This is a genomic window from Klebsiella sp. GFKo11 (genome assembly GCF_056490265.1).
This window is the reverse complement of the sequence record NZ_CM151369.1, coordinates 5,157,792-5,180,785: the sequence shown is the minus strand read 5'-3', so window position 1 is coordinate 5,180,785 and position 22,994 is coordinate 5,157,792. Positions and strand designations below refer to the sequence as shown.

The 22,994-nt window shown below is 58.1% G+C and carries 24 protein-coding genes; 2 read left to right on the top strand and 22 right to left on the bottom strand.

Annotation, left to right across the window (positions count from 1 at the left end):
• The first annotated feature begins 39 nt into the window (after positions 1-39).
• A complete protein-coding gene (locus AC07P6_RS24945; protein WP_182236383.1) occupies positions 40-1,293 on the top strand; it encodes a polysaccharide deacetylase family protein in 1,254 nt (417 codons plus the stop codon).
• Between the two features lie 2 nt (positions 1,294-1,295).
• Here AC07P6_RS24945 and panD read toward each other — a convergent pair whose 3' ends face one another.
• The 9 genes from panD to thpR all read right to left on the bottom strand — a co-directional run bounded on the left by panD (position 1,296) and on the right by thpR (position 8,291).
• Positions 1,296-1,676: an aspartate 1-decarboxylase gene (panD, locus tag AC07P6_RS24940; protein ID WP_182236385.1), complete on the bottom strand. Its 381-nt coding sequence runs from the start codon at positions 1,674-1,676 to the stop codon at positions 1,296-1,298.
• 94 nt (positions 1,677-1,770) lie between these two features.
• Complete coding sequence (panC, locus tag AC07P6_RS24935; protein ID WP_478314934.1) at positions 1,771-2,625, bottom strand: pantoate--beta-alanine ligase; 855 nt, start codon at positions 2,623-2,625, stop codon at positions 1,771-1,773.
• An 11-nt stretch (positions 2,626-2,636) separates the two neighbouring features.
• Positions 2,637-3,428: a 3-methyl-2-oxobutanoate hydroxymethyltransferase gene (gene panB / locus AC07P6_RS24930; RefSeq protein WP_182236389.1), complete on the bottom strand. Its 792-nt coding sequence runs from the start codon at positions 3,426-3,428 to the stop codon at positions 2,637-2,639.
• Between the two features lie 119 nt (positions 3,429-3,547).
• Positions 3,548-4,027 (bottom strand): 2-amino-4-hydroxy-6-hydroxymethyldihydropteridine diphosphokinase, encoded by a 480-nt coding sequence (gene folK / locus AC07P6_RS24925; RefSeq protein ID WP_434660090.1) that lies wholly within the window; start codon positions 4,025-4,027, stop codon positions 3,548-3,550.
• Complete coding sequence (gene pcnB / locus AC07P6_RS24920; protein WP_478317086.1) at positions 4,024-5,421, bottom strand: polynucleotide adenylyltransferase PcnB; 1,398 nt, start codon at positions 5,419-5,421, stop codon at positions 4,024-4,026. The genes folK and pcnB overlap by 4 nt, the downstream gene beginning before the upstream one ends.
• 51 nt (positions 5,422-5,472) lie before the next feature.
• The gene (gene gluQRS, locus AC07P6_RS24915; RefSeq protein ID WP_478314933.1) at positions 5,473-6,354 is read right to left on the bottom strand and encodes a tRNA glutamyl-Q(34) synthetase GluQRS; all 882 of its coding nucleotides are present in this window, start codon (positions 6,352-6,354) and stop codon (positions 5,473-5,475) included.
• A gap of 64 nt (positions 6,355-6,418) precedes the next feature.
• Positions 6,419-6,874, bottom strand: a complete 456-nt coding sequence (dksA, locus tag AC07P6_RS24910) for an RNA polymerase-binding protein DksA (protein WP_110272509.1) — start codon at positions 6,872-6,874, stop codon at positions 6,419-6,421.
• A 164-nt stretch (positions 6,875-7,038) separates the two neighbouring features.
• Entirely contained in the window at positions 7,039-7,755 is a 717-nt protein-coding gene (gene sfsA, locus AC07P6_RS24905; protein WP_110272508.1) for a DNA/RNA nuclease SfsA, read from the bottom strand.
• On the bottom strand, positions 7,755-8,291 hold the full coding sequence (gene thpR, locus AC07P6_RS24900) for an RNA 2',3'-cyclic phosphodiesterase (RefSeq protein ID WP_478314932.1): 537 nt from the start codon (positions 8,289-8,291) through the stop codon (positions 7,755-7,757). Before thpR ends, sfsA begins: the two co-directional genes overlap by 1 nt.
• 72 nt (positions 8,292-8,363) lie before the next feature.
• On the opposite strand from thpR, the gene hrpB reads away from it, so the two are divergent.
• Positions 8,364-10,793: an ATP-dependent helicase HrpB gene (gene hrpB / locus AC07P6_RS24895; protein WP_478314931.1), complete on the top strand. Its 2,430-nt coding sequence runs from the start codon at positions 8,364-8,366 to the stop codon at positions 10,791-10,793.
• A gap of 240 nt (positions 10,794-11,033) precedes the next feature.
• Here hrpB and AC07P6_RS24890 read toward each other — a convergent pair whose 3' ends face one another.
• From AC07P6_RS24890 to gspC, 13 genes are read right to left on the bottom strand one after another with little or no spacing between them, the layout of a single operon-like run.
• Positions 11,034-11,834, bottom strand: coding sequence for a prepilin peptidase (locus tag AC07P6_RS24890; RefSeq protein WP_478317084.1), 801 nt, complete (start codon positions 11,832-11,834; stop codon positions 11,034-11,036).
• Positions 11,834-12,592: a type II secretion system protein N gene (locus AC07P6_RS24885; protein ID WP_478314930.1), complete on the bottom strand. Its 759-nt coding sequence runs from the start codon at positions 12,590-12,592 to the stop codon at positions 11,834-11,836. The genes AC07P6_RS24890 and AC07P6_RS24885 overlap by 1 nt, the downstream gene beginning before the upstream one ends.
• On the bottom strand, positions 12,582-13,067 hold the full coding sequence (locus AC07P6_RS24880; RefSeq protein WP_434660086.1) for a type II secretion system protein M: 486 nt from the start codon (positions 13,065-13,067) through the stop codon (positions 12,582-12,584). Before AC07P6_RS24880 ends, AC07P6_RS24885 begins: the two co-directional genes overlap by 11 nt.
• The gene (gene gspL / locus AC07P6_RS24875) at positions 13,060-14,256 is read right to left on the bottom strand and encodes a type II secretion system protein GspL (protein ID WP_478314929.1); all 1,197 of its coding nucleotides are present in this window, start codon (positions 14,254-14,256) and stop codon (positions 13,060-13,062) included. Before gspL ends, AC07P6_RS24880 begins: the two co-directional genes overlap by 8 nt.
• Entirely contained in the window at positions 14,249-15,229 is a 981-nt protein-coding gene (gene gspK, locus AC07P6_RS24870) for a type II secretion system minor pseudopilin GspK (RefSeq protein ID WP_478314928.1), read from the bottom strand. Before gspK ends, gspL begins: the two co-directional genes overlap by 8 nt.
• Positions 15,226-15,822, bottom strand: a complete 597-nt coding sequence (gspJ, locus tag AC07P6_RS24865) for a type II secretion system minor pseudopilin GspJ (RefSeq protein WP_478314927.1) — start codon at positions 15,820-15,822, stop codon at positions 15,226-15,228. The genes gspK and gspJ overlap by 4 nt, the downstream gene beginning before the upstream one ends.
• Positions 15,819-16,184, bottom strand: a complete 366-nt coding sequence (gene gspI / locus AC07P6_RS24860; RefSeq protein WP_475700888.1) for a type II secretion system minor pseudopilin GspI — start codon at positions 16,182-16,184, stop codon at positions 15,819-15,821. The genes gspJ and gspI overlap by 4 nt, the downstream gene beginning before the upstream one ends.
• On the bottom strand, positions 16,181-16,693 hold the full coding sequence (gspH, locus tag AC07P6_RS24855) for a type II secretion system minor pseudopilin GspH (RefSeq protein WP_182236409.1): 513 nt from the start codon (positions 16,691-16,693) through the stop codon (positions 16,181-16,183). The genes gspI and gspH overlap by 4 nt, the downstream gene beginning before the upstream one ends.
• Positions 16,693-17,115 (bottom strand): type II secretion system major pseudopilin GspG, encoded by a 423-nt coding sequence (gspG, locus tag AC07P6_RS24850; RefSeq protein WP_478314926.1) that lies wholly within the window; start codon positions 17,113-17,115, stop codon positions 16,693-16,695. The genes gspH and gspG overlap by 1 nt, the downstream gene beginning before the upstream one ends.
• 20 nt (positions 17,116-17,135) lie before the next feature.
• A complete protein-coding gene (gspF, locus tag AC07P6_RS24845) occupies positions 17,136-18,344 on the bottom strand; it encodes a type II secretion system inner membrane protein GspF (protein ID WP_478314925.1) in 1,209 nt (402 codons plus the stop codon).
• A 1-nt stretch (position 18,345) separates the two neighbouring features.
• Positions 18,346-19,839, bottom strand: coding sequence for a type II secretion system ATPase GspE (gspE, locus tag AC07P6_RS24840; protein ID WP_182236415.1), 1,494 nt, complete (start codon positions 19,837-19,839; stop codon positions 18,346-18,348).
• Entirely contained in the window at positions 19,836-21,818 is a 1,983-nt protein-coding gene (pulD, locus tag AC07P6_RS24835; RefSeq protein WP_478314924.1) for a GspD family T2SS secretin variant PulD, read from the bottom strand. The genes gspE and pulD overlap by 4 nt, the downstream gene beginning before the upstream one ends.
• The gene (gene gspC / locus AC07P6_RS24830) at positions 21,819-22,658 is read right to left on the bottom strand and encodes a type II secretion system protein GspC (protein WP_478314923.1); all 840 of its coding nucleotides are present in this window, start codon (positions 22,656-22,658) and stop codon (positions 21,819-21,821) included.
• Positions 22,659-22,994: the final 336 nt, after the last annotated feature.

Here is a 22,994-nt window from a genome sequence, read left to right as displayed (position 1 = left end):
GCTTTTGTTACAATAACGGCAGGTTTGTCTATCGGCTTGATGCGCATGTTTGCCCGAATTTTCGTTTTGCTCCTCCTCCTGATGTCTCTCAGCGCTTCCGCCAGTCTGTTAAGCCAGCAGGGAGTGCCTGCGCATTATATGCAGACCACCGAAGATGCCGATATTTGGGCGCAAGTGGGTAATCAGGTCGTCAGCGTGGGTAACGTGCGGGCAGGGCAAATTCTCGCGGTAGTGCCAACGGCGGCGGATTACTATGAGTTCAATTTTGGTTTTGGCACCGGTTTTATTGATAAGGGCCATCTGGAGTCGGTACAGGGCAAGCAGCGGGTTGAGGATAACCTGGGCGACCTGAATAAGCCGCTGAGTAATCAAAATCTCATTACCTGGAAAGATACGCCGGTTTATGACGCGCCTTCCGTCGGCAGCGCCCCGTTCGGCACGCTGACGAGTAATCTGCGCTATCCCATTATCAGCAAGCTCAAAGACCGGCTTAATCAAACCTGGTTTCAAATCCGCATTGGCAATCGTCTGGCGTGGGTGAGCAGTCTGGATGCGCAGGAAGATAACGGTATTCCGATTCTGACTTATCACCATATTCTGCGTGATGAAGAAAATACCCGCTTTCGCCACACCTCAACCACCACTTCCGTCCGCGCCTTCAGCAATCAGATGACCTGGCTTCGTGACCAGGGTTATACGACTCTGAGTATGTATCAACTGGAAGGCTATCTGCGCAATAAAGTGAATCTTCCTGCACGCTCGGTAGTCATCACCTTTGATGATGGTCTGAAGTCGGTCAATCGCTATGCGTATCCGATTCTTAAGCAGTATGGCTTTCACGCCACGGCCTTTATTATCTCGTCGCGCATTAAGCGCCATCCGCAGAAATGGGCACCGAAATCTCTGCAGTTTATGAGTATTTCCGAACTCAAGCAGATTCAGGACGTCTTCGACGTGCAGTCGCATACCCATTTTCTGCATCGGGTTGATGCTTACCGTCATCCTATTTTGCTAAGCCGCAGCTACCACAATATTTTGTTTGATTTTGAGCGTTCGCGGCGGGATCTGGCGCAGTTTAATCCGCACGTGTTGTACCTTTCATATCCCTTTGGCGGCTACAACGCGACGGCGGTCCAGGCGGCGAACGATGCCGGCTTTCATCTGGCGGTGACGACGGTAAGAGGGAAGGTAAAACCGGGAGATAACCCGTTCTTATTGAAAAGACTCTATATTTTAAGAACAGATTCGCTGGAAACGATGTCGCGGCTGATTAGCAATCAGCCGCAGGGATAATATCACGCCACCTGTACCGGAATGGCTTTGGCCTGGCGTTTCATTTCGTTGTCGCCTTCAAAATAGGCCACTTTCGGCTGCCAGGTGCGGGCTTCTGCATCTGGCATCATAACGAAGCTGGCGATAATTAAAATGTCGCCGACGTTTGCACAGTGCGCAGCTGCACCGTTAACGGAAATAATTCTGGAACCGCGCTCTGCGGCGATGGCGTAGGTGGAGAAACGATTACCGTTGGTGACATTCCACAGGTGAATAGCTTCATTCTCCAGAATACCGGATGCATCAAGAAAATCCTGATCAATAGCGCAGGAGCCTTCGTAGTGCAGGTCGGCCTGCGTGACTTTAACGCGGTGTAGTTTGCCCTGCAGCATATTACGAATCATAACGTTTTACCTTTGAAGCTTAACGATAACGAAGCGGATGTAACACCCGCTTTGAGGAAATTCCAGGCAGTATTGCCTTATTTTTAACCAATGTCTACTGTGCGAGCACGACGCTTTGATTGTCGATCAAACGCGCCTGGCCGAGCCATGCCGCCATCAGAATCACCGCGCGCTGACTGTTTTCCGTGAGTTCAAGCAGCGTATCCGCATCGCGAATTTGAATATCGTCGGCGCGGAAGCCTTTCTCGTTCAGTTCCTGGGCGGCAATGGCGATGACTTCGTCCAGATTGCGTTCACCAGCCACCAGCTTCTCCGCCACGCGACTCATCACCTTATACAGCCCCGGTGCAATTTTACGCTGATCTGCAGTGAGATAACCGTTGCGAGAGCTGAGGGCCAGACCATCTTTGGCACGCATAATCGGCACGCCAATAATTTCGATGTCGTAGCCCATATCGGCCACCATCTTGCGAATCAATGCCAACTGCTGGAAATCTTTCTCGCCAAAGCAGGCGACATCCGGCTGCACGAGGTTAAACAGCTTGCTGACGATAGTGGAGACGCCGCGGAAGTGGCCCGGACGGCTGGCGCCTTCGAGCATCGTCGACAGACCCGGTACATCAACGTAAGTCTGGCTTTCGATACCCTGTGGGTAGATTTCCGCCGTAGCTGGAGCAAAGACAAAATCGACTTTGCGTTTGTTTAGTTTCTCACAATCGTCCTGCAGCGTGCGCGGATAGCGCGCCAGATCCTCGGGGCGGTCAAACTGCATCGGGTTGACGAAGATACTGACCACCACGATATCCGCGCTGGCTTTCGTTGCATCAACCAGCTTCATATGACCATCGTGCAGGTTGCCCATGGTAGGAACCAGCGCGATGCGTTTACCTTCCTGACGTAAACGACGGATATGCTGGCGCAGCAGCGGCAGGGTTTCAATAATCAGCACAACAATACTCCTTAATGGAAACTGTGTTCTTCGCCCGGATAGACGCCGGACTCCACTTCGGCAACATACTGACGCACTGCGGCGCGCATGTCGCCTGCCGTGCTAAGGAAATTTTTAGCGAATTTGGGAATATGGCCGCCGGTAATACCGAAGGCGTCATGCATCACGAGGATCTGCCCGTCGGTGACGTTGCCTGCGCCAATGCCGATCACCGGAATAGTTAAGGCTTCGGTAACGCGTTTTGCCAGCTCAACCGGCACGCACTCCAGCACCAGCAGCTGCGCGCCAGCCGCTTCTAACGCCAGCGCATCATCAAGCAGAATTTGCCCGGCGTCGCCGCGGCCCTGAATTTTATAACCGCCGAAGACGTTCACCGACTGAGGGGTCAGGCCCAGATGTCCGCACACCGGTACCGCGCGTTCGGCAAGCATTTTTACGGTATCCGCCAGCCACGCACCGCCTTCGATTTTGACCATATTGGCCCCCGCGCGCATCACGATGGCAGCGTTCTCGAAGGTTTGTTCTGGCGTGGCATAAGCCATAAACGGCAGGTCGGCGAGCAGCAGGCAGTTCGGCGCACCGCGACGCACGGCGCGAGTGTGGTAGGCGATGTCTTCTACGGTGACCGGTAGAGTGGAGTCGTGGCCCTGTACCGTCATGCCCAGCGAGTCGCCGACCAGCAGCACGTTGATGCCTTCATCGGCAAACAGTTTGGCGAAGCTGTAGTCGTAGGCAGTGATGGTGGCGAAGCGCTTCTTCTCTTGCTTACATTTTTGCAGCAGGGAGATAGTGGTCGGTTTCATAACGTTTCCTGATGATGAAAGTCATTTTAATCGGCATTCTAACAGCAGCATTCAGGGGGGCAATGGTTTTGGGCAATCGATTACCACGATCGCCGTAATTGCTAAAATACGAAAGGATATTACCAGATGGCGGGTTTATCTGCGGCGAGGTTCGCCAGCACAGTACGTAATGCTATCCCGTCAGGGAAATGCAGCTCCGGGGCGACTTCAAACAGCGGCCATAGCATAAAACCGCGGTTTTTCATATCGTAGTGCGGTACGGTCAGGCGCGGAGTATTTATCACTTCATCGCCAAATAGCATGATGTCGAGATCCAGCGTGCGCGGTCCCCAGCGTTCAGCTTTACGCGTGCGGCCCTGCTGCAGTTCGATGCGCTGAGTGTGATCAAGCAGCTCTTCAGGCGCGAGCGAAGTTTCCAGCGCCACGGCGGCGTTGAGGTAATCAGGCTGATCCTGCGGCCCCAGCGGCGGTGTGCGATAGAAAGAAGAAACGCTTATCACCCGGCTGTCAGGAATTTCACCAAGCGCGCTAACGGCAGCGTTCACCTGCTCAAGCGGAGAGGCCAGATTGCTGCCGATGGCGATATAGACTAACGTCATGCGCTGCCTTCGCGGCGCGGCGCGCGCTTGCGTGGACGACGGTGACGGCGGCGCGGGGCCGGATCGTCGCCCAGATCGTCAAGCATATCTTTCTGATCTGGCGGCATGGCCACCTGGAACTCGCCCCACCATTTGGTCAGACGCAGAAGCTCGCCGTTATTCTCCGCACCCGCGCGCAGTTCGAGAAGATCGTAGGCGGCGCGGAATTTCGGATGCTCCATCAGCTTCCACGCGCGTTTGCCCTGACGGCGAGACATCCGCAGCTGAAGCTGCCAGATATCGCGCACCAGCGTGGTAATGCGCTTAGGGATTGCCAGCGTGCGGCAGGCTTCATCCAGCACGTCGTTCATCGCCAGCGCGAAGGCATCGTGGTAGGCCAGACCGCTCTCCTGGGCAATTTTTTGCGCCATCTCAAGCAGCGGATACCAGAACATTACCGCGAACAGGAACGCCGGATTAACGCGCATATCGTTACGGATGCGGTTATCGGTATTCTTCAGCACCTGGCTGATAATGCGCTCCATCGGGCTATCACCGCGCTCGGTAAAGTAGCGGGTGATGGTCGGGAACAGCGGCTGGAATAGATTGTATTCGCGCAGCAGCATGTAGGTTTGATAGCCATCACCCGCTTGCAGCAGCTTCAGGACTTCTTCAAACAGACGCGCCGGAGGTACGTCGTGCAGCAACGTTGCCAGGCGTGGGATTGGCTCGGCGGTCTCTTCGCTGATGCTCATATTGAGCTTCGCTGCAAAACGCACCGCGCGCAGCATGCGCACCGGATCTTCGCGATAGCGGGTTTCCGGATCGCCAATCAGACGGATAACGCCATCCTGCAGATCCTTCATGCCGCCGACGTAGTCGCGCACGGTGAAATCAGCGACGCTGTAATAAAGGCTGTTGATGGTGAAGTCGCGGCGTTGGGCATCTTCTTCGATTGAACCGAAGATGTTGTCGCGCAGCAGCATGCCGTTCTGGCCAAGCTGCGAGGTGACGCGATCGGTGGTATGCCCTTCGTGATGACCACGGAAGGTGGCGACTTCAATAATTTCTGGCCCGAACATCACGTGCGCCAGGCGGAAGCGACGGCCGACCAAACGGCAGTTGCGGAACAGCTTGCGTACTTGCTCCGGAGTTGCATTGGTCGTGACATCGAAATCTTTCGGCTTTTTGCCCAGCAGCAGGTCGCGTACGCCGCCGCCGACAAGCCACGATTCGTAGCCCGCCTTATTGAGTCTGTACATGACCTTGAGGGCATTTTCACTGATATCTTTGCGGGAAATTGCATGCTGATCACGCGGGATAACCGTCATATGTCGTTGTTCGACGGTGGCTTCTGCCTCGCGCTCTTCACGGCTTAGCACCTTACGGCAAAAATTAGCGACTCGGGTAAAAATGGTACACCTCGTAGTGTCAGACGGACTTCAGGACAAAAAAATAGCGGCTAATCATAGCTCAGCGGAACGCATTTGAGAATGCTGGATTTTCTCCGGCTGCCAGTTCACTACCGCATGCTTGAGTAAATCGTCAATATTCAGCTCTCGCCATTCCTGAATGACATCCTGGTTAAGAAACGTTAACGCTCGCACAATTTCCGGGCGTGGATCGCCTTGCGATAGCGCTGGAGCATGATTTTGCTTCGACAGTTTATTTCCCTGAGCGTTTAGCGCCAGAGGTAGATGAATATAGTCCGGCGGCTGCCAGCCAAAATGCTGATACAACGAAATCTGCCGCACCGTGGGTTCAATCAGATCGGCACCGCGGACAATTTCGCTGATGCCCTGGAAATGATCGTCCACCACGACCGCAAGATTATAGGCGAACAGCCCATCGCGACGATGAATAATGAAATCTTCACGCGCCAGCGGTTCATCCGCAACGAGAGTACCGCGCAGTCGATCGTAAAACTCGAGAACCGGCCGCGTTTGCCGCAGGCGCAGGGCTGCGTTTTGCGCACCGAGCTGTAAATCCCGGCAGTGGCCGTCGTAAAGACCGCCGGCGGCATGAATGCGCGCGCGGGTACAGGTGCAGTAATAGCAGAGTCCCTGCTCGTGCAGCCAGGCCAGGCGCTCACGATAGGCTTCGTGACGCTGCGATTGCCAAAGCACTTCGCCGTCCCAGTGCAGGCCGTAATGTTCTAATTGACGCAGAATAGTTGCGGCGGCGCCGGGGACTTCACGCGGCGGATCGATATCTTCAATGCGCACGCGCCAGATACCGCTCTGCGCCCGAGCTTGCAGATAGCTGCCAAGCGCGGCAATCAGTGAGCCGAAGTGGAGTTCGCCAGAAGGTGAGGGGGCAAAGCGCCCAATATAGTGTGAGTCTTTCATGATGTGACTGATAAAGCATCAAGGCGGGAGCGAACTCCCGCCGGAGATACACCAGCGAAGTGGATTAGCCTGCCATCTGTTTTTCGCGAATTTCCGCCAGCGTTTTGCAATCAATGCACAGGTCAGCGGTCGGACGCGCTTCCAGACGACGGATACCAATCTCGACGCCACAGGATTCACAGTAGCCGAAATCTTCGTCTTCGACTTTTTTCAGGGTTTTTTCGATCTTTTTGATCAGTTTACGTTCACGATCGCGGTTACGCAGCTCCAGGCTGAACTCTTCTTCCTGGGCGGCACGGTCTACCGGGTCCGGGAAGTTGGCAGCTTCATCCTGCATGTGCGACACGGTGCGATCCACTTCATCCCTAAGTTGATTACGCCACGCTTCAAGAATGCGCCTGAAGTGCGCCAACTGGGCTTCGTTCATGTACTCTTCGCCCGGTTTAACTTGGTACGGCTCCACCCCTGCGATGGAGAGAATACTCAGGGACGATGTTTTACGGTTTTGCCCTTCTTGCATGTTGCTTCTCCTTAACACGCACTATCGATCCCCGTGTAGGGGGAAAAATCAGGCCGCTATAAATAGCAGATGCTTTTCCGGATAGCAATTATCTAAACGTTACACTTGACAACCCTGTGAGGAAAAGCGTATTTGCGCTCGCGACCAGAATACTATTTAGCCGTTTATTTACCGGGGGTTAACACCACGGTAATCGGCTTATTCAGAGTCATTGTTTCAGTAGAAAGTTCCGCCTTGTATGCGAGAATTTCTACCCCCTTGGTTTGCGCTTCAATCAATAGCTGTGCGTATCTGGCGTCAATATGATGCGCGGGTGAGAAACGGTCGATCGCCGAATGCAGTACGGCGAACAAAATTACCGCCCGGTCGCCCGCCGCCGCTACGCTCATCAGCTCCCGCAGGTGCTTCTGACCGCGCTCGGTGACCGCATCGGGGAAATAACCGTATTCTTTCTCCGCCAACGTAACCGATTTCACTTCAATATAGCAGTTTTGTTGGTAATCTGCCTGTAACAGAATATCAATGCGGCTACTTTCAGAACCATACTTCACTTCACTTTTCAGCGTGTTATAACCTAAAAGTTCAGGAATGTTTCCTGCCAGAATCGCCTCTTTCGCCAACGTATTAGCGCGTAAAGTATTAACACAAATTATTGCGCCTTGTACGGTTTCAGTTAATTCCCAAGTGTGCGCATATTTGCGCTTAGGATTATCCGATGTGGAATACCAGACGGTATCGCCCGGCGCGGCGCAACCGGTCATTGCGCCAGTGTTGGGGCAGTGCAGAGTTAGCTCACGGCCATCGGGGGTGACAACATCGGCAAGAAACCGTTTGTAACGTTTAATTAAGATGGCGGACTGTAGCGGGGGAGTGAACTGCATCAGCTTTCCTTGTCGAAAGGGTAACGTTCCAGAGCGGTGTAGCGGGTGCGCCCGCGGCTAAAGCTGGACTCGTAGAGGACAAATTCGTCGACCGCAAACGCCCAGTTGAAGCCGGGCGGCGGAATCGGCACCGCATGGCGCGCGTCGCGCAGCAGGGTGATATGCGGATGAAACGGCTGCGGGCTTTGATAGCAGCCGCTGCGGGCCGCCTGAGCGCGCAGCATATTCGCCAGCTGTAGCACCCCGCGCGGTGGCTGGCGGGTGCCCAGCCACACGACGCGTGAACGCAGCCATTGTCCGGCGTCATCAAGCGTTAAAGTAAAGCCCGGCTGGCGAATACGCCCGGCCATCGCTGACAGTGCGCGCTGTTTCTCCGTGCTCACCTCGCCGAGAAACGCCAGCGTCAGATGGAGATTATCCGCCGCCACCGGTCGACCCGCATCGTCGGGAAAGCTGGCGGCGCGCCAGTGAACAATTTGCCGCTGAACCTCTTTAGGCAGCTCAAGGGCGAAAAACAGCCTTTTCGGCTCGGACATGATAGAGACTCGGTAATGAATTATCAGGATGCTACAATGCTTGCCCTCAAATGTTAACCTCCGGAGCCCTTCGTGTCCTCATTGCCGGTTGCCGCCGTTCTTCCTGAACTTCTCACTGCCCTGCAGCATGCGCCGCAGGTTCTGCTCAATGCGCCAACCGGTGCCGGGAAATCCACCTGGCTGCCGCTGCAAATTCTCGCGGAAGGTAAAATCAACGGACGCATTATTCTGCTGGAGCCGCGGCGGCTGGCTGCACGCAACGTGGCGCAAAGGCTGGCGGAGCTGCTGGGGGAGAAACCCGGCGAGACCGTGGGCTATCGCATGCGCGCCGAGACCTGCGTCGGGCCGAAGACGCGCATCGAAGTCGTGACTGAGGGGATCCTGACGCGGATGATCCAGCGCGATCCCGAACTGACCGACATTGGTCTTGTGATCCTCGATGAATTTCACGAACGCAGTTTGCAGGCGGATCTGGCGCTGGCGCTGCTGCTCGATGTGCAGCAGGGATTGCGCGACGATCTCAAGCTGCTGATCATGTCGGCGACGCTGGATAACGAGCGTTTGCAACAGTTGCTGCCGGACGCGCCAACGGTGACATCCGCAGGGCGCGCGTTTCCGGTTGAACGGCGTTTTTTGCCGCTGCCAACGCATCAGCGATTTGACGAGGCGGTGGCGATTGCCGCCGCAGAACTGCTGCGCAGCGAAAGCGGCTCGATGCTGCTATTCCTGCCCGGCGTTGGGGAGATTCAGCGGGTGCAGGAGCGGCTGGCGGAGCGGGTGGCGAACGATGTGGTTCTCTGTCCGCTATATGGCGCGCTGCCGCTGAACGAGCAGCGCAAGGCGATACTTCCTGCGCCTGCCGGGATGCGCAAAGTGGTGCTGGCGACCAATATCGCCGAAACCAGTCTGACTATCGAAGGTATTCGGTTGGTGGTGGATAGCGCCCAGGAGCGCGTCGCCCGCTTTGATGCCCGCACCGGGTTGACTCGCTTGATTACGCAGCGCATTAGCCAGGCCTCGATGACCCAGCGCGCCGGGCGTGCCGGACGTCTGGAACCGGGGATCTGTTTACATTTGATCGGTAAAGAGCAGGCTGAACGCGCGGCGGCGCAGGGAGATGCGGAAATCCTGCAAAGCGATCTGTCGGCGCTGCTGCTGGAGCTTTTGCAGTGGGGATGCCAGGACCCGTCCCAGCTTAGCTGGCTGGATCTGCCGCCTGCGACTAACCTGGCGGCGGCTCGCCGCCTGCTGACAGCGCTGTCGGCGCTGGAAGGCGAGCGACTCTCGGCGCACGGGCGCAAAATGGCCGCGTTGGGTAACGACCCGCGCCTGGCGGCGATGCTGACCGCAACGGACGATGCTGATGGTGTCGCGACGGCGGCTAAGCTGGCGGCGATCCTGGAAGAGCCGCCGCGCGGCGGTAATAGCGACCTTAGCTCGGCGTTTGCCCGTCAACAGACCAACTGGCAGCAGCGAGCGCAGCAGTTGATGAAACGGCTGGCGACCCGCGGCGGTCAGCCCGATGCTGAGCAAATGGCGCCGCTGTTGGCTGCGGCTTTTGCCGACCGCATTGCCTATCGTCGCGGCCAGGAAGGGCGCTATCAGCTGGCGAACGGGATGGGGGCGATGCTTGATGCTGACGATGCGCTGGGTCGCCATGAGTGGCTGATTGCGCCGCTGCTGTTGCAGGGCAGTTCGTCGCCGGATGCGCGGATTTTACTGGCGCTGCCGGTGGATATTCATGCGCTAATTGAGCAGTGTCCGGCGTTGGCTCAGCGTTCTGATACCGTCGAGTGGGACGAAGCGCTGGGCACCCTGAAGGCCTGGCGACGCACCTGTATCGGGCAACTGGTGCTCAAAACCCAGCCGCTGGCGAAGCCTTCGGAAGAGGAGCTGCATCAGGCGATGCTCAACGGTATCCGCGATAAGGGCCTGAGCGTGCTCAACTGGACCCCGGAAGCGGAACAGCTGCGCCTGAGACTGCACTGCGCCGCGCAGTGGCTGCCGGAAGAGGCGTGGCCCGCCGTTGATGAAACATCGCTGCTGGAGTCGCTTGAGGAGTGGCTGTTGCCGCAGATGACGGGCGTTCACTCGCTGCGCGCGCTCAAGGCGCTGGACGTGCGTCAGGCTCTGCAAAACTGGCTACCGTGGTCGCTTCGTCAGAAGCTGGATAGCGAACTGCCCACACATTACACGGTGCCGACCGGCAGCCGCATCGCCATTCGCTATCATGATGAAAATCCGCCTGCGCTGGCGGTACGGATGCAGGAGATGTTTGGCGAGGCGACGACCCCGGTTATAGCTCAGGGGCGAGTGCCGCTGGTGCTGGAGCTGCTATCGCCCGCCCAGCGCCCGCTGCAAATCACCCGCGATTTAGGCGCGTTCTGGCAGGGGAGCTACCGCGAGGTGCAAAAAGAGATGAAAGGGCGCTATCCGAAGCACATCTGGCCGGATGATCCGGCCAATACCGCCCCGACCCGGCGTACCAAGAAGTATTCGTAGCCGGAGCGTCCACGGGTTGCGGCGCAAACGCCTTACCCGGGCTACCTGACTAACACATTGTTATATAGTAAGAATGATCACAGGACGGTTCCCTCTCCCCTTCGGGGAGAGGGTTAGGGTGAGGGGAGAGCATGCGCAAAAATGCCCTCACCCCGGCCCTCTCCCGGAGGGAGAGGGAGAAAACCATCACCGACTTTTTATTTCCGGGGATTTCTCAGGGATATTTCCCGGTCAGCGCGGTTATATCTGATTCCACAAGAAGATCCCGCCGCCAGCCAGTGCCAGCCAGGGGCCGAAGGCCAGCGGTTGTTGCAGCGATTGCCGGGTCACCAGCCGCTGTAACAGCGTCCACACCAGACCGCTGGCGGAAGCCAGCAGCAGCGTCTGCGGCAGCCACTGCCAGCCGGACCATGCCCCGAGCGCCGCCAGCAGCTTAAAATCACCGTAGCCCAGCGCCTCCTTACCGGTCAGCAGACGAAATACCCAGTACACCGTCCAGAGCGACAAATACCCGACCATCGCGCCAATGACCGCATCCGCCAGCGGCACGAAGGTATCGTTAAGATTAAACAACAACCCTCCCCATAGCAGCGGTAGGGTCAGCCGGTCAGGCAGCAGTTGCGTTTGCGCGTCGATGGCGGCAAGGATTAGCAGAACCGACAGCAGAAGCAGGCCGCCCAGCAGCGGTATCCCCGGAGGCATCAGGTATCCGACCAACGCAAACAGCATGCAGGTCGCCAGCTCTACCAGCGGATATCGACGCGATATCGGTAGTCCGCAGCAGCGTGAATGCCCCTTCAGCCACAGAAAGCTCAGAAGGGGAATATTATCTCGCCAGGCGATGGACTGACGGCACTGCGGGCAGAACGACGCAGGAAAGCAGAGATTAACGGTCTCGGTTTGCTCCATCATCAGCGGTAAGCGGTGAATAACGACGTTAAAAAAGCTGCCGAACGTCAGACCGAAAAGGAGTAAAAAACCGCTCCAGACGAGTGGGAATTGTGCGGCAAACTCCTCCAGCCGCGTGATATTTTCTATCATCATCGTGTCTCCTGCGATAACCACTGCCCTTGCCACTGCCACGGCGTGCGCCCCTGCTCATCTTTACGCGCATTTTGTGCCGCCAACAGGCTGAGCAGCGCCGGGGCCGCCTGGCGGGTTTGCCATGTCCCGCTAAACGTATAGCGACCGTCTGGCGTGAAAGAACCTTGTCCGCTGAGACTAAGCTGATGAGAATCCTGGGTTAGAGCAATACCCAGCGCGCCTGCTGGGGTACAGCTTAATTTGCCGTCTACGCGAGCCAGTTCAAGCGCTCCTGCCGGGGAGTTGAGCGCCGCATCCCGCCACTGTATATTGCCGCCGGTAATCTGCTGGCAGCCGCTGGCGTTAAAGCTGGCTTCAGGTAATGTCAGCACCACCTGACCGCTGGCTTCCAGCGGTATTCCGAGCGATAACCGCTGGCTGATAAAACGGGCCGGGACCGTGAGACGCCCCTCGTGTACCACAAATTCGTTCAGACCGTGCAGCCAGGCCTGGCCGCGCAGCCCGGACGGGTCGTTAAAACGGATATGCCAGCCGGGAAGCCAGAACGAGAAGCCAAACTCCCAGCGCAAATAGGCCAGCTCGATACCACGCCAGCTGGCCTGACGGGCTTCCCCTTGCCACAGGGTGCCTGACGTTGCAGAGAGCCGTGCGCCTTCCGGCAGCGCCAGGGTCAGCAGCCGCGCCGGAGCGCTCAGCAACAGCCAGAAGAGATAGACCACCACCAGCAGCAGGCCAATGATAAGTTTATTTTTCATTACTACGCTCCAGCACCAGCGCATTGACGGTAACCCAGCCGGGCTGCTGTGCTACGGCTGCGACAGCCAGCGTGGCGGTTGTCATCCCCGACTGTCCCAGCGCATCCAGCCATAACATCAGCGACTGGAAATCGGCGGGCTGCACGGTGAGGCTCAGGCGAGCCCCTTGCGGCTGCAGGCGAACGATGGTGATGCCGTGGCGGGCGGCCTCGCGCATAATCACCGTCGATGGCTCTTCTTGCGCCATAGGCGGTTTCTGCTGGCTAAGCTGCCGGAGAAGCGGCGTTTGCTGACGCATCCACTGCAGATTAGCCTGCTCTCTGGCTAGCGTTTGCCGCCATTGCGCCTCGCGGTTTTGCCACGGCTGCCATAGCGCGTAATACACCAGGCCGATAAGCAGCATCACGCCCATCCCCAGCAGCAGATGCTGTTCACGACGCGTACGTTGTTGCCATAAGGCGAGCAGGTCAGGCATCGTTACCCTCCAGTGTCAGACGTCCTTCGATACCGTCGGCGCGCGGCTTCATCTCGCCGGTCTGCACGCGGAATCCCGTTCGTGCGCGATTGCTGAACTGCTCCAGAGCCTGTGATGAAACTGCAGATATCTCCAACTGTAGCGTGTTGCGTGCGGCGTCAAAGCTCAGGGAGCGCAAGCGGATGCCCGGCGTCTCAGCGATGATTTTTTGCAACGCGCCGAGCCGGGAAATAAGCGCTGGTTGCCCCCCTGAGCTTTCCAGTTGGCGCAGATGCTGTTGCATTTGCAGCCTTGGGTTGATGACGTTTTTTTCCGCCTTAAACCACTGGCGGTAAAAATCGCGGCTGGCCTGCACGGCGGCATCGGCCTGTCGCCCCAGGGCGAGGTGATCGTCCAGGCTGTTTCCGCCCCACAACAGCAGTAGCGCCAGCGCTGCGGCGATCGCTGGACGCCAGCGCCGGGGCGTCGGCTGACGGCGGCGTTTAGCGGCAAAATTGCCCTGGCGTAAACAGATCTTGCGGGTATCCGGGTTGGTCGCCGCCAGTTGGAGCAGGTCCTGCGGCGGGAGAGGCTGCCACGGTGCGGCGATATCCGGCGGCGGCGAATAGCACGCGATCGGCGCGACGTTTTGCCAGTGGGCCAGCAGCCCGTCGAGCCACGTGGTTTCCACCGCCATTCCGTTCCATGTATCACAGCGAAACAGCCACTGCTCGCCGCACTGTACGGCGCTCCAGCCGGTTGGGCTTTGCGGCAGCGCGAGGACATCCGGAGTCAGAGCCAGTACGTTCAGCCCAAGCTCCTCGCACCAGGCCTGCCAGGCGCGCATCTTTTCCTGTCCGACCACCGCCACGGCGCAGTCGGTTTTGTCCTGATGAAGCAGGGCAAAGTGGCTCTCTTCGACCTCAGTCGCCAGCTGTTCTTCGAGTAAAAACGCCAGCGCCTGCTGTGGTCGCCTGATGGCTCCGGCGGGCAGAGTGACGCGGTGAAATGCACAATCGCTGGCCGGCACCAGCACCCAGGCCGGATAGCGCTGCGCCAGCTGGTTGAGCGTCTGGTCGCCAGCATCAGGATGCCATTCTCCGGTCTGTGCCGCTTCTCCCGGCGCGACCAGCTGCCATATTGCCATGGTGGTATCAGGATTGAGGCGAATAATCAGCACGGCGGCGGAAGAGGTCTGGTGGTTATTCATCGGCTACCCAATAGATTCCGTAGCGCCGTTGAACGACGCTGAAGGTTCGCCCCTGTTTTTGCAGGAGGCTACGTTGTTGATAGCGGGCGTTGCCCATCACCACGCTGAAGGTGGCGATAAAGCGTTCACTGTGTACCGCCAGCCACGGACGCGCGGCGGCGGTATCGGTTTTTTGTAATGTCGGTTGCGACAGGAAGGCGGCGACGCTGCTCCAGCCCGTCGACGCGCGGGTTTGCAGCAGTTGCTGTACCTCGGGGACGGTGAGTTCCGATGGGAATAGTGCCGCCAGCAGCGCCGCCTGAGCAGGTTTCAGGGTGTTGACGTTCACCTGTAGCACGTCGTCCGTCAGGGCGCAGACGTAGGGCAACAGGCGCTGATAGAGCGCAGCGTCCATCCCGACCAGCAGGCGCAGTTCGCTAACATCCTGCAGCGGCTGATTCCCGGTCAGATAGCCGGGCGATTGCGCCATATAGACTTCGTCCTCCGCGCCGTTCAGCAGCGGCTCACGATTGCTGTCTACCCAGTCGCGCAGGGCAGCGGTGAGCTGTAGCGCCCGCAAGGGTTCGCTGCCGAGGTTTTCCAGCAGCCGGGTAAAAACCTGCGCGGGATAAGGCATTTCGGCGTTTTCGTCGCCGCTGAGCTGGTTAATGGCGTTAAGATTGAAGCAGGCCTGGGCGTCGGTAATCGTGGCGTAAATCTCGCCGTCATTAACCGTAAAACGGCGATCCTGCTGGGCCCAGTTCTGCGCCAGATGGGTTTGGTTCGGCGAGTCGAGCGCGTCGCGTTGCAGCAGCGCCGCCGCCATGGTTTCCGCCCCCAGCGCGTACCATTTGGCCTGTAGATTATCGAGGGTGGTGGCGGTTTGCTGGTACATCTGCGCAGTGCGTTCGGTCATGGCGCTCGCCAGCACCATCATCAGGGCAAGGATCAGCAGCACCATCAGCAGGGCGACGCCGCGTTGGCGGTTGTTCATTGGCTGCCCCCCGGCGTGAGCAGAAACAGCCGCTTGATCTCGCCGTATGGTTCCAGCCTTAGGGTGACTTCCAACCCCTGCGGCAGCGTCTGCGGCTGCTGCCATTCATCCTGCCAGCGGCCGCTGGCGTAAAAGCGCAGACGGAACGCCTGAACGCCGCGCTGGACTACGGTGATGGTGGGCTGGCTGCCGGGCAACGGGTCCTGCTGGTCATAGCTCAGACGCTCCAGTTGGCTCTCACGCAGGCGATAGCTGACGTTCTGAATTTCCGAACGCGGCAGCATCCCCAGCGGGTTGGGCCAGCCGTTGCGGCTAAAGGCAATCGCCCAGTCATCGCTGCTCAATTGAAAGCGTCCGGCAAAAAACAGGCTCGCGCTGTCGCGGCTGCGGCGGGGAATGATGTGGCTGAAATCCGCCGCCATCTGGCTGAAGGTTTGCTGTAACGCCTGCATGCGCCCGCTCTTATCACGGGTGAGCGTATCGGCGCGCATCACGTTTTGCAGCACCGTCACCGCAGCCACGCTGAGCGCGGCGAGGATCGCCAGCGCCAGCAGCATTTCGACGAGGGTGAAGCCGCGCGAGCGTTGAGTCATAATTGGGTGACATAGGTGCGTAGCGAAGAGACCGGGGTCTTGTCGCTTTTATCGTGACGGACTTCGACATCCAGCGCCCGCAGTTGCGGAAGGTCAGTCTCCACGCCCTGCCAGCGAATATGCCAGCTGACGCCCGCCGCCTGCACGGTGGTTTCTGACCAGCTCAGCGCCGGAAAGCGATTCTCCAGCCGTAGCTGCACCAGCTGATTATCCGCCAGCCAGCTGGCGAGAGTTTTCTCTTCCATTCGTCCCAACTGGCGGGTTTGCTGGAGCGTTGCCTGCATCACCGCCAGCCCGGCGAGGGCGAACACCACCAGCGCAACCATCACTTCAATCAGCGTCATACCGGACTGGGGTTTCATTGCGCCTCCTGCGATTCGGCCAGGCTTTCGCCGCGGGCATTAAACGCGATACCCGGCGCATCGCCCATGCTGAGCTGGAACGGCGTCATTTCGCCGCCGGGGAAAATCAGCACATCGGGATTGTTGCCAGGCGTCCAGACCTCGCCCTGCGGGAAAGTAAGGTTCAGCTTGCCCTGATTGAGATTGCCCGAGGTGGCGACGCGCCCGGCCTGCAGCGGTAGCCAGCGATAGCCGTTCCAGCTGTCGCTGGCGGGTGTCGGATCGTTGCTTTCACGGGCTTGCAATACCAGGAACTGCCAGCCATCGGGATGCACCGAGACGCCAAAGAACTGGCCGGTTTGCAGTCCTCGCTGCTGGACAAAACGCAGTTGCGCTTGAAAGCGCGCCAGCGTTTGTTCCGCGCCATCGTCACGTGAAGCCGGGAACGCCAGCATCACCATGCCCGCGCTGACGCCCATTAGCAGTAAAATGAGCATCATCTCCAGTAGCGTAAAGCCGCGCTGGCGCACTATTTCTTCCCGATCGTCCAGTTGCCGATATCGTCATTGCTTTCCGGGACGCCGTCCGGCCCGAGGCTGAAAATATCCACCTGTCCGTGCTGACCGGGACTTAACAACTGGTAATCGCCGCCCCACGGGTCCTGCGGCAGACGGCGAATATAGCCGCCTTCCGGATAGTTGCGCGCGTGCGGCTCGGCGGACGGCGAAGTGACCAACGCTTGAAGCCCCTGTTCAGTGCTTGGATAGCGGCTGTTGTCCAGTTTGTACATGTCCAGCGCCCCCTCCAGCGCGACCAGGTCGCTGACCACTTTTTGCCGGTCGGCCTTTTCCTTGTTGCCCATCAGATTGGGCACCACCAGGCTGGCGAGCACGCCGAGGATAACAATCACCACCATGATTTCCAGTAAGGTGAATCCGCGCTGTCGTTGCATATTTTTCTCCATTAGAACAATTACATACTCATCAGGGTGTTGAGTTGCAGTATCGGTTGTAGGATGGCGAGGACGATAAACAGCACCATTCCGGCCATCGCCACCACCAACAGGGGTTCAAACAGGCTGAGGGCCAGCTGGATTTGCGCGCTCAGTTCCCGGTCCTGATTATCCGCCGCGCGTTCCAGCATGCCGTTGAGCTCGCCGCTCTGTTCGCCGCTGGCGACCATGTAGCGCATCATCGGTGGGAATAGCTGGGTCATTTCGAGGGCGCGGTGCAGGCTGACGCCTTCGCGAACCGCGTCGCTGGCGGCTTCCAACTGGTGCTTCGCCCAGGCATTGCTTAACACTTCTGCGCTGATGCGCATTGCCAGCAGCAGCGGAACGGCGCTGGCGTTGAGAATGCTCAGGGTGCGGGCGTAGCGGGCGCTATTGATGCTGCGCGCGACCCGGCCAATCAGCGGCAGGCGCAGCAGCTGTTTATGCCAGGCCAGCCGCTTTGCGGGCTGACGCAGCAGGTAGCGCAGCAGCAGAATGATTAGCACGATGACCAGCAGCAGCCATGGACCGGTGGTGCGTACCAGGTCGCTTATCGCCATCAGCAGGCGGGTAGAGAACGGCAGCGCCTGTTTGAGATGTACAAACTGGTCGACGACTTTCGGCACCACCGTTGAGAGCAGGATCACAATCACACTGACGGCAACAAAGGTCAGTACGATGGGGTAAATCATCGCCTGCAGCAGTTTGGCGCGAAGCTGCTGGCGCTGTTCGGTGTAATCCGCCAGCCGATTGAGTACGCCATCGAGGTGGCCTGAGGCTTCCCCGGCGGCAACCATCGCGCAGTAGAGCGCGTCGAAACAGCCAGGATAGCCGCGCATGGCTTCCGCCAGGGAATGGCCTTCCAGCACTTTGCCGCGCACCCCGGCGATAATCGTTTTTAGCTGCGGTTTCTCACACTGCTGGGCCACCGCGTCGAGCGCTTTTTCCAGCGGGATGGCGGCGGCGACCAGGGTTGCCAGTTGGCGGGTCAGCAGGGCGAGATCGCTTGCGCTCGTGCGGCGGATAAAGCGTGGACGTCCGCTGCTACCGTTGGTTGTCGGGTCGACTTCCAGCGCCAGCCAGCCCTGCTCCCGCAGCAGCTGGCGCGCGTGGCGGGCGGAGTCAGCCTGCTGAACGCCGCGCCGGGTTTTGCCGTTTTCGTCGAGGGCCTGGTAACGAAAAAGCGCCATCTCAGGAGGCCTCCGTGGTCTGCTGCTCGGTGACTCTGAGCACCTCTTGCCAACTGGTGATCCCCGCCAGCGCTTTTTCCCGCCCGGAACGGCGCAGGGTCATATAGTCCGCCCCCAACTGTTGGATCAGCGTCACCTCGTTTTCACCACGATGGATAGCCATGCGCACGCGATCGTCCACCAGCAGCAGTTCGTGAATGCCGGTGCGCCCGCGATAGCCGGTAAAACCGCACTCGGCGCAGCCTTGAGGCCGCCAAAGCGCAGTGCCGGGGGCGATATCCATCTGGCGGGCAGCGTCGATATTTGCCGGTTCCTGCTGACGGCAGTGCGGGCAGAGTCGGCGCACCAGCCGCTGCGACATCACCGCCAGCAGCGAGGTGGAGAGCAGAAAAGGTTCCACGCCCATATCCTGCAAGCGCGAGATAGCGCCCAGCGCGCTGTTGGTGTGTAGCGTAGAGAGCACCAGATGGCCGGTTAGCGAGGCCTGGACGGCAATCTGCGCCGTCTCGCCATCGCGGATTTCACCCACCAGCACCACGTCGGGATCCTGGCGCAATATGGCGCGCAGCCCGCGGGCAAAGGTCATATCGACTTTACTGTTAACCTGGGTCTGACCGATGCCCTCGAGCTCGTATTCGATAGGGTCTTCAATGGTCATGATGTTGCGCTCGCGGGCGTCGAGGCGGCTCAGCGCAGCGTAAAGCGAGGTGCTTTTTCCCGAACCGGTTGGCCCGGTCACCAGCACGATGCCGTGCGGGCGGGCGATCAACCCATCCACCTGCTGAAGCAGCGCGGGCGACATCCCCAGGGTCAGCAGATCGAGATTAACGCTGTTCTTGTCGAGCAGGCGCAGTACCACCCGTTCGCCGTAGCTTGAGGGCAGGGTGGAGACGCGCACGTCGACGGCCCGTCCGCCAATGCGCAGCGCCATGCGTCCGTCCTGAGGAATGCGTTTTTCGGCGATATCGAGGCTCGCCATCACCTTAATGCGTGAGATCAGCAGCGCGGCGAGGCGGCGCTGGGGGCGCAGGATTTCGCGCAGGACGCCGTCGACGCGAAAGCGAATTTGCAGATGGCGTTCATAGGTTTCAATATGAATATCCGAGGCTTTCTCTTTGATGGCCTCGGTGAGCATGGCGTTAATCAGGCGAATAATCGGCGCGTCGTCTTCGCTATCCAGCAGGTCGTCGGTGTCCGGCAGCTCTTCGGCAAGGGTGTATAAATCCAGCTCGTTGCCGATATCCGCCATCATGCGCCGTGCCTCAGCGGAATCGCGCTGATAGCTCAGTACTAACAGCTTTTCGAACGCCTCTTCCTCCAGGCTTTCGAGGCTGAACGGCATCGCGGCGACCCGGCGGGCTTCCAGCAGCGCCTGCGGCGCGGTGGCGGCGAGGCAGAAAACCTCGCAGCTTTCGCCGTTGCTCAACAGCATCACATTATGCATGCGGGCGTAGCTGAAAGGCAGCAGCGGACGGCGTTCGGCGGCGGGGGTCATAGATTTCCTCCCAGGTTGAACGCGTCGATAGCGGCGCTCACCTGACGGAATGCGGCGGTGTCCTGGCGCGGATAGATTTCCAACAGATCGTTAGTCAGCATCGCGTCGTTGCTCTCCTTGCCACGCTGTTTGGTCTGGGCGTCGTTAAAGGCGGTGTACTGGCCGGATGATGCCTGGCGGTACTCGTCGCGGTCGCGGATCACCGTCGGGCGAATAAACAGCATCAGGTTGCGCTTGGAGACCTTTTTGCTGGTGGAGCGGAACAGCGCGCCAATCACAGGAATATCGCCGAGTAACGGGACTTTATCGGCGGTGTCGGTGACGCTTTTATCCAGCAGGCCGCCGACCACTACCGTTTCGCCGCTGCCGACCAGCACCGCGTTATTCACCGTGCGGGTATTGAAGGTAGCGCCGAGATCCGAGCTGGTGCTGGAAGCGGCATCCGCCACGCTGGAGACCTCTTGTTCGATCTCCAGCAGTACCGAATCACCTTCGTTGATTTGCGGCTTGACCTTCAGCTTGATGCCGACTGTTTTGCGCTCAACGGTATTGAAGATGTTATCTCCGGAGGTGGTTTGCGAGCCGGTGAGTACCGGGACTTCCTGGCCAACGTTAAAAGTGGCCTCCATGTTGTCGAGGGTGACGATGCTCGGGGTGGCAAGAATATCGTTTTTGGTGCTGCTGGAGAGGGCGGTTAAAAGCATCGCCCAGTTGCCCTGATAGAATCCGGCGGCAATGCCGTTGAAGGAACCCAGGGCGCTGGCCAGCGAACTGGTGAGGGTGCCATCTTTGTTGTACTGATTGGCTCCGGCAATCGCTGTGGATATCGGCAGGCCGCTGTTGGTGAACTGAGTCATCCCGGCGTTTTTGTTGGCCCACTGGATACCAAGGTTAAGACCGTCGGCATCCTGCACTTCAGCGATAATCGCCTCCACCAGCACCTGCGGGCGGCGGATATCAAGCTGGGCGATCACCCGCTCAAGGTCGTTCATCACGTCCGGTGCGGCGGTGACAATCAGGGCGTTGGTCTGACCGTGGGCTTTGATAATGATGTTTTTATCCAGCGCCGCCACCGGCTTCGCGGCCTGCTTTTCGCTCTGAATCGTGCTGCTGATGCCGGTCAGCACTTCCACCAGATCGGACGCTTTGGCGTATTTCAGGTAGATGACTTTGGTATTGCCCTGCGTCGCCTGCTGGCGGTCGAGCTGTTTAATCATCGCGATAATGCGCTGACGGGAGTTCGGTTCGCCGCTGACCAACACCGCGTTGGTGCGCTCATCGGCCACTACGTTGGCGACCATTGAGCCGGGAAGCGCCGATTTGCTGGTGTCTTTGTTGAGTTCAGTCACCAGCTTGACCACATCGGCGGCGGAAGCCCAGGAGAGGGGAACGGTCACCACGCTGCGGTCTCCGGCGTTATCGACGCGCTCAACAATGGTCAACAGGCGCTTGATCACCGCCGCGCGGCCGGTCATCAACAGGACGTTGGAGGGTTCGTAATGCACCACGCTGCCCGCTCCGGCGCTATCGTTGAGCTGGCGCAGCAGTGGTGCTAAATCGCGGGCGGCGACGTTGGTCAGCGGCACCACGCGGGTGACGACTTCATCGCCGATTCCCGGCGCGGCATCGCTGGCGACCGGCACGGCGGCGGTTTTCGCATCCTTCGAACGCACCACTTTCAGCACGCCGTTATTCATATTAATCACGGCGAAGCCATACACATCGAGGACGCTGAGGAAGAATTGATAATATTGCTCTTCATTGAGCATATCGTAGCTGCGCACTGTAATGGTGCCGCGTACGCTGGGGTCGATAATCACCGTTTTATTCAGGTTTTTACTCACTGTATTGATAAATTCCTGAATATCGGTTCCCTTAAAGCTGGCAGAGAATTCTTCCGCGCCAGCCGGTCTGAATAACAGGGATGAGAATATAAGTAGCGCCAGAAAAAATGGGCGGATAACGGTGGTGATGTTCAATTATTCGTCCCTCAGGGCCAGGTAAATATCGTGTTTCTGACCATCGCGTTCAACGGTAAGGGTTATTTCACTTAATTCCGGAAGCTGAGTTAACGCCTGCTGAGCCTGTTCTCTGTCGCGTAAATCCAGGCCGTTCAGGGCAATAGCTAAGTCGTTTTTCTGGAGACCGGCCTCGCGAAATAATGCCGGGTCTTTGCCTGGGTTCAGGCGATATCCGCTAAGTTTGTCATTGGTCATCACCGGCGAAATATTGAGGTAGTGAAGAATATTTTGCGGTTGCTTGCGCAGTTCCTGAGCCAATTGCTGGGTTGGGGTCATCGCGCTATTTTTTGCGCCAGTAGGTTGGTCGTTAAACAGCGGGATGGCCTCATTGCTGCCGCGATAATTGACGATCAGGCGGTCGGGAAAAATAGCGACGATTTTGGCCTCTCCACTCGGCGTGTTATCGCCAACGCCGAGGCTAACCTGTTGATTGCCTTTCATCATAATAGCAATGGCGCGGGTCGGGTCGGTGCTGGCGAGCAGGCCGGTCACGCGCAGTTTTAGAGCTGAAATGGGGGCCTGCTGAAGGTCATTAACGCTTGCGGGCGCGGCGGTCTTCTCCGCGATGCCAAACAGCGTAAAGCGCGGAAGCGCTGTTTTAGATGGAACATCGGGAGGTGCCGTCAGGTTGCTATGAGGGCGTTCGTTATCCGTAAAGTTTACCGGGAAAATTATTTTCCAGGTTAATTGAGCGAGCTGTTGGCAGAGAATTAATAATATGATGGAGGTCACAATATGAGGCATGTAATTAATTATTTTTTTATTTGATATTGTTAATCTCATCACGGAATTATGCATTTTCATTCCTTTGTTCATTCTATTTCCCTCAGCAAAAGGTACAGCCCTACCGATATTGGTGGGGCGTTTTTTTATTCTAAGTATGCTTATTGCGGGAATCTGTATTGGTCGCTGCGAATCATAATGAGTTTCGCTATTGCGGTCGTCATTCCCTTTTTATTTTTTCTCCCCCGGCCGCCTACGCCCCCTGGGAATGAGTGAATGGATGATTGAACCGAAGAGGGCAAGAATATCTAATTATCGACGCTTTAAAGATATGCTCGTCATTTTTCATGGTGCTGTAATGCACTCTGAATAATTTCGTTCATAGATCACTTCATATAATTAATCAGCATA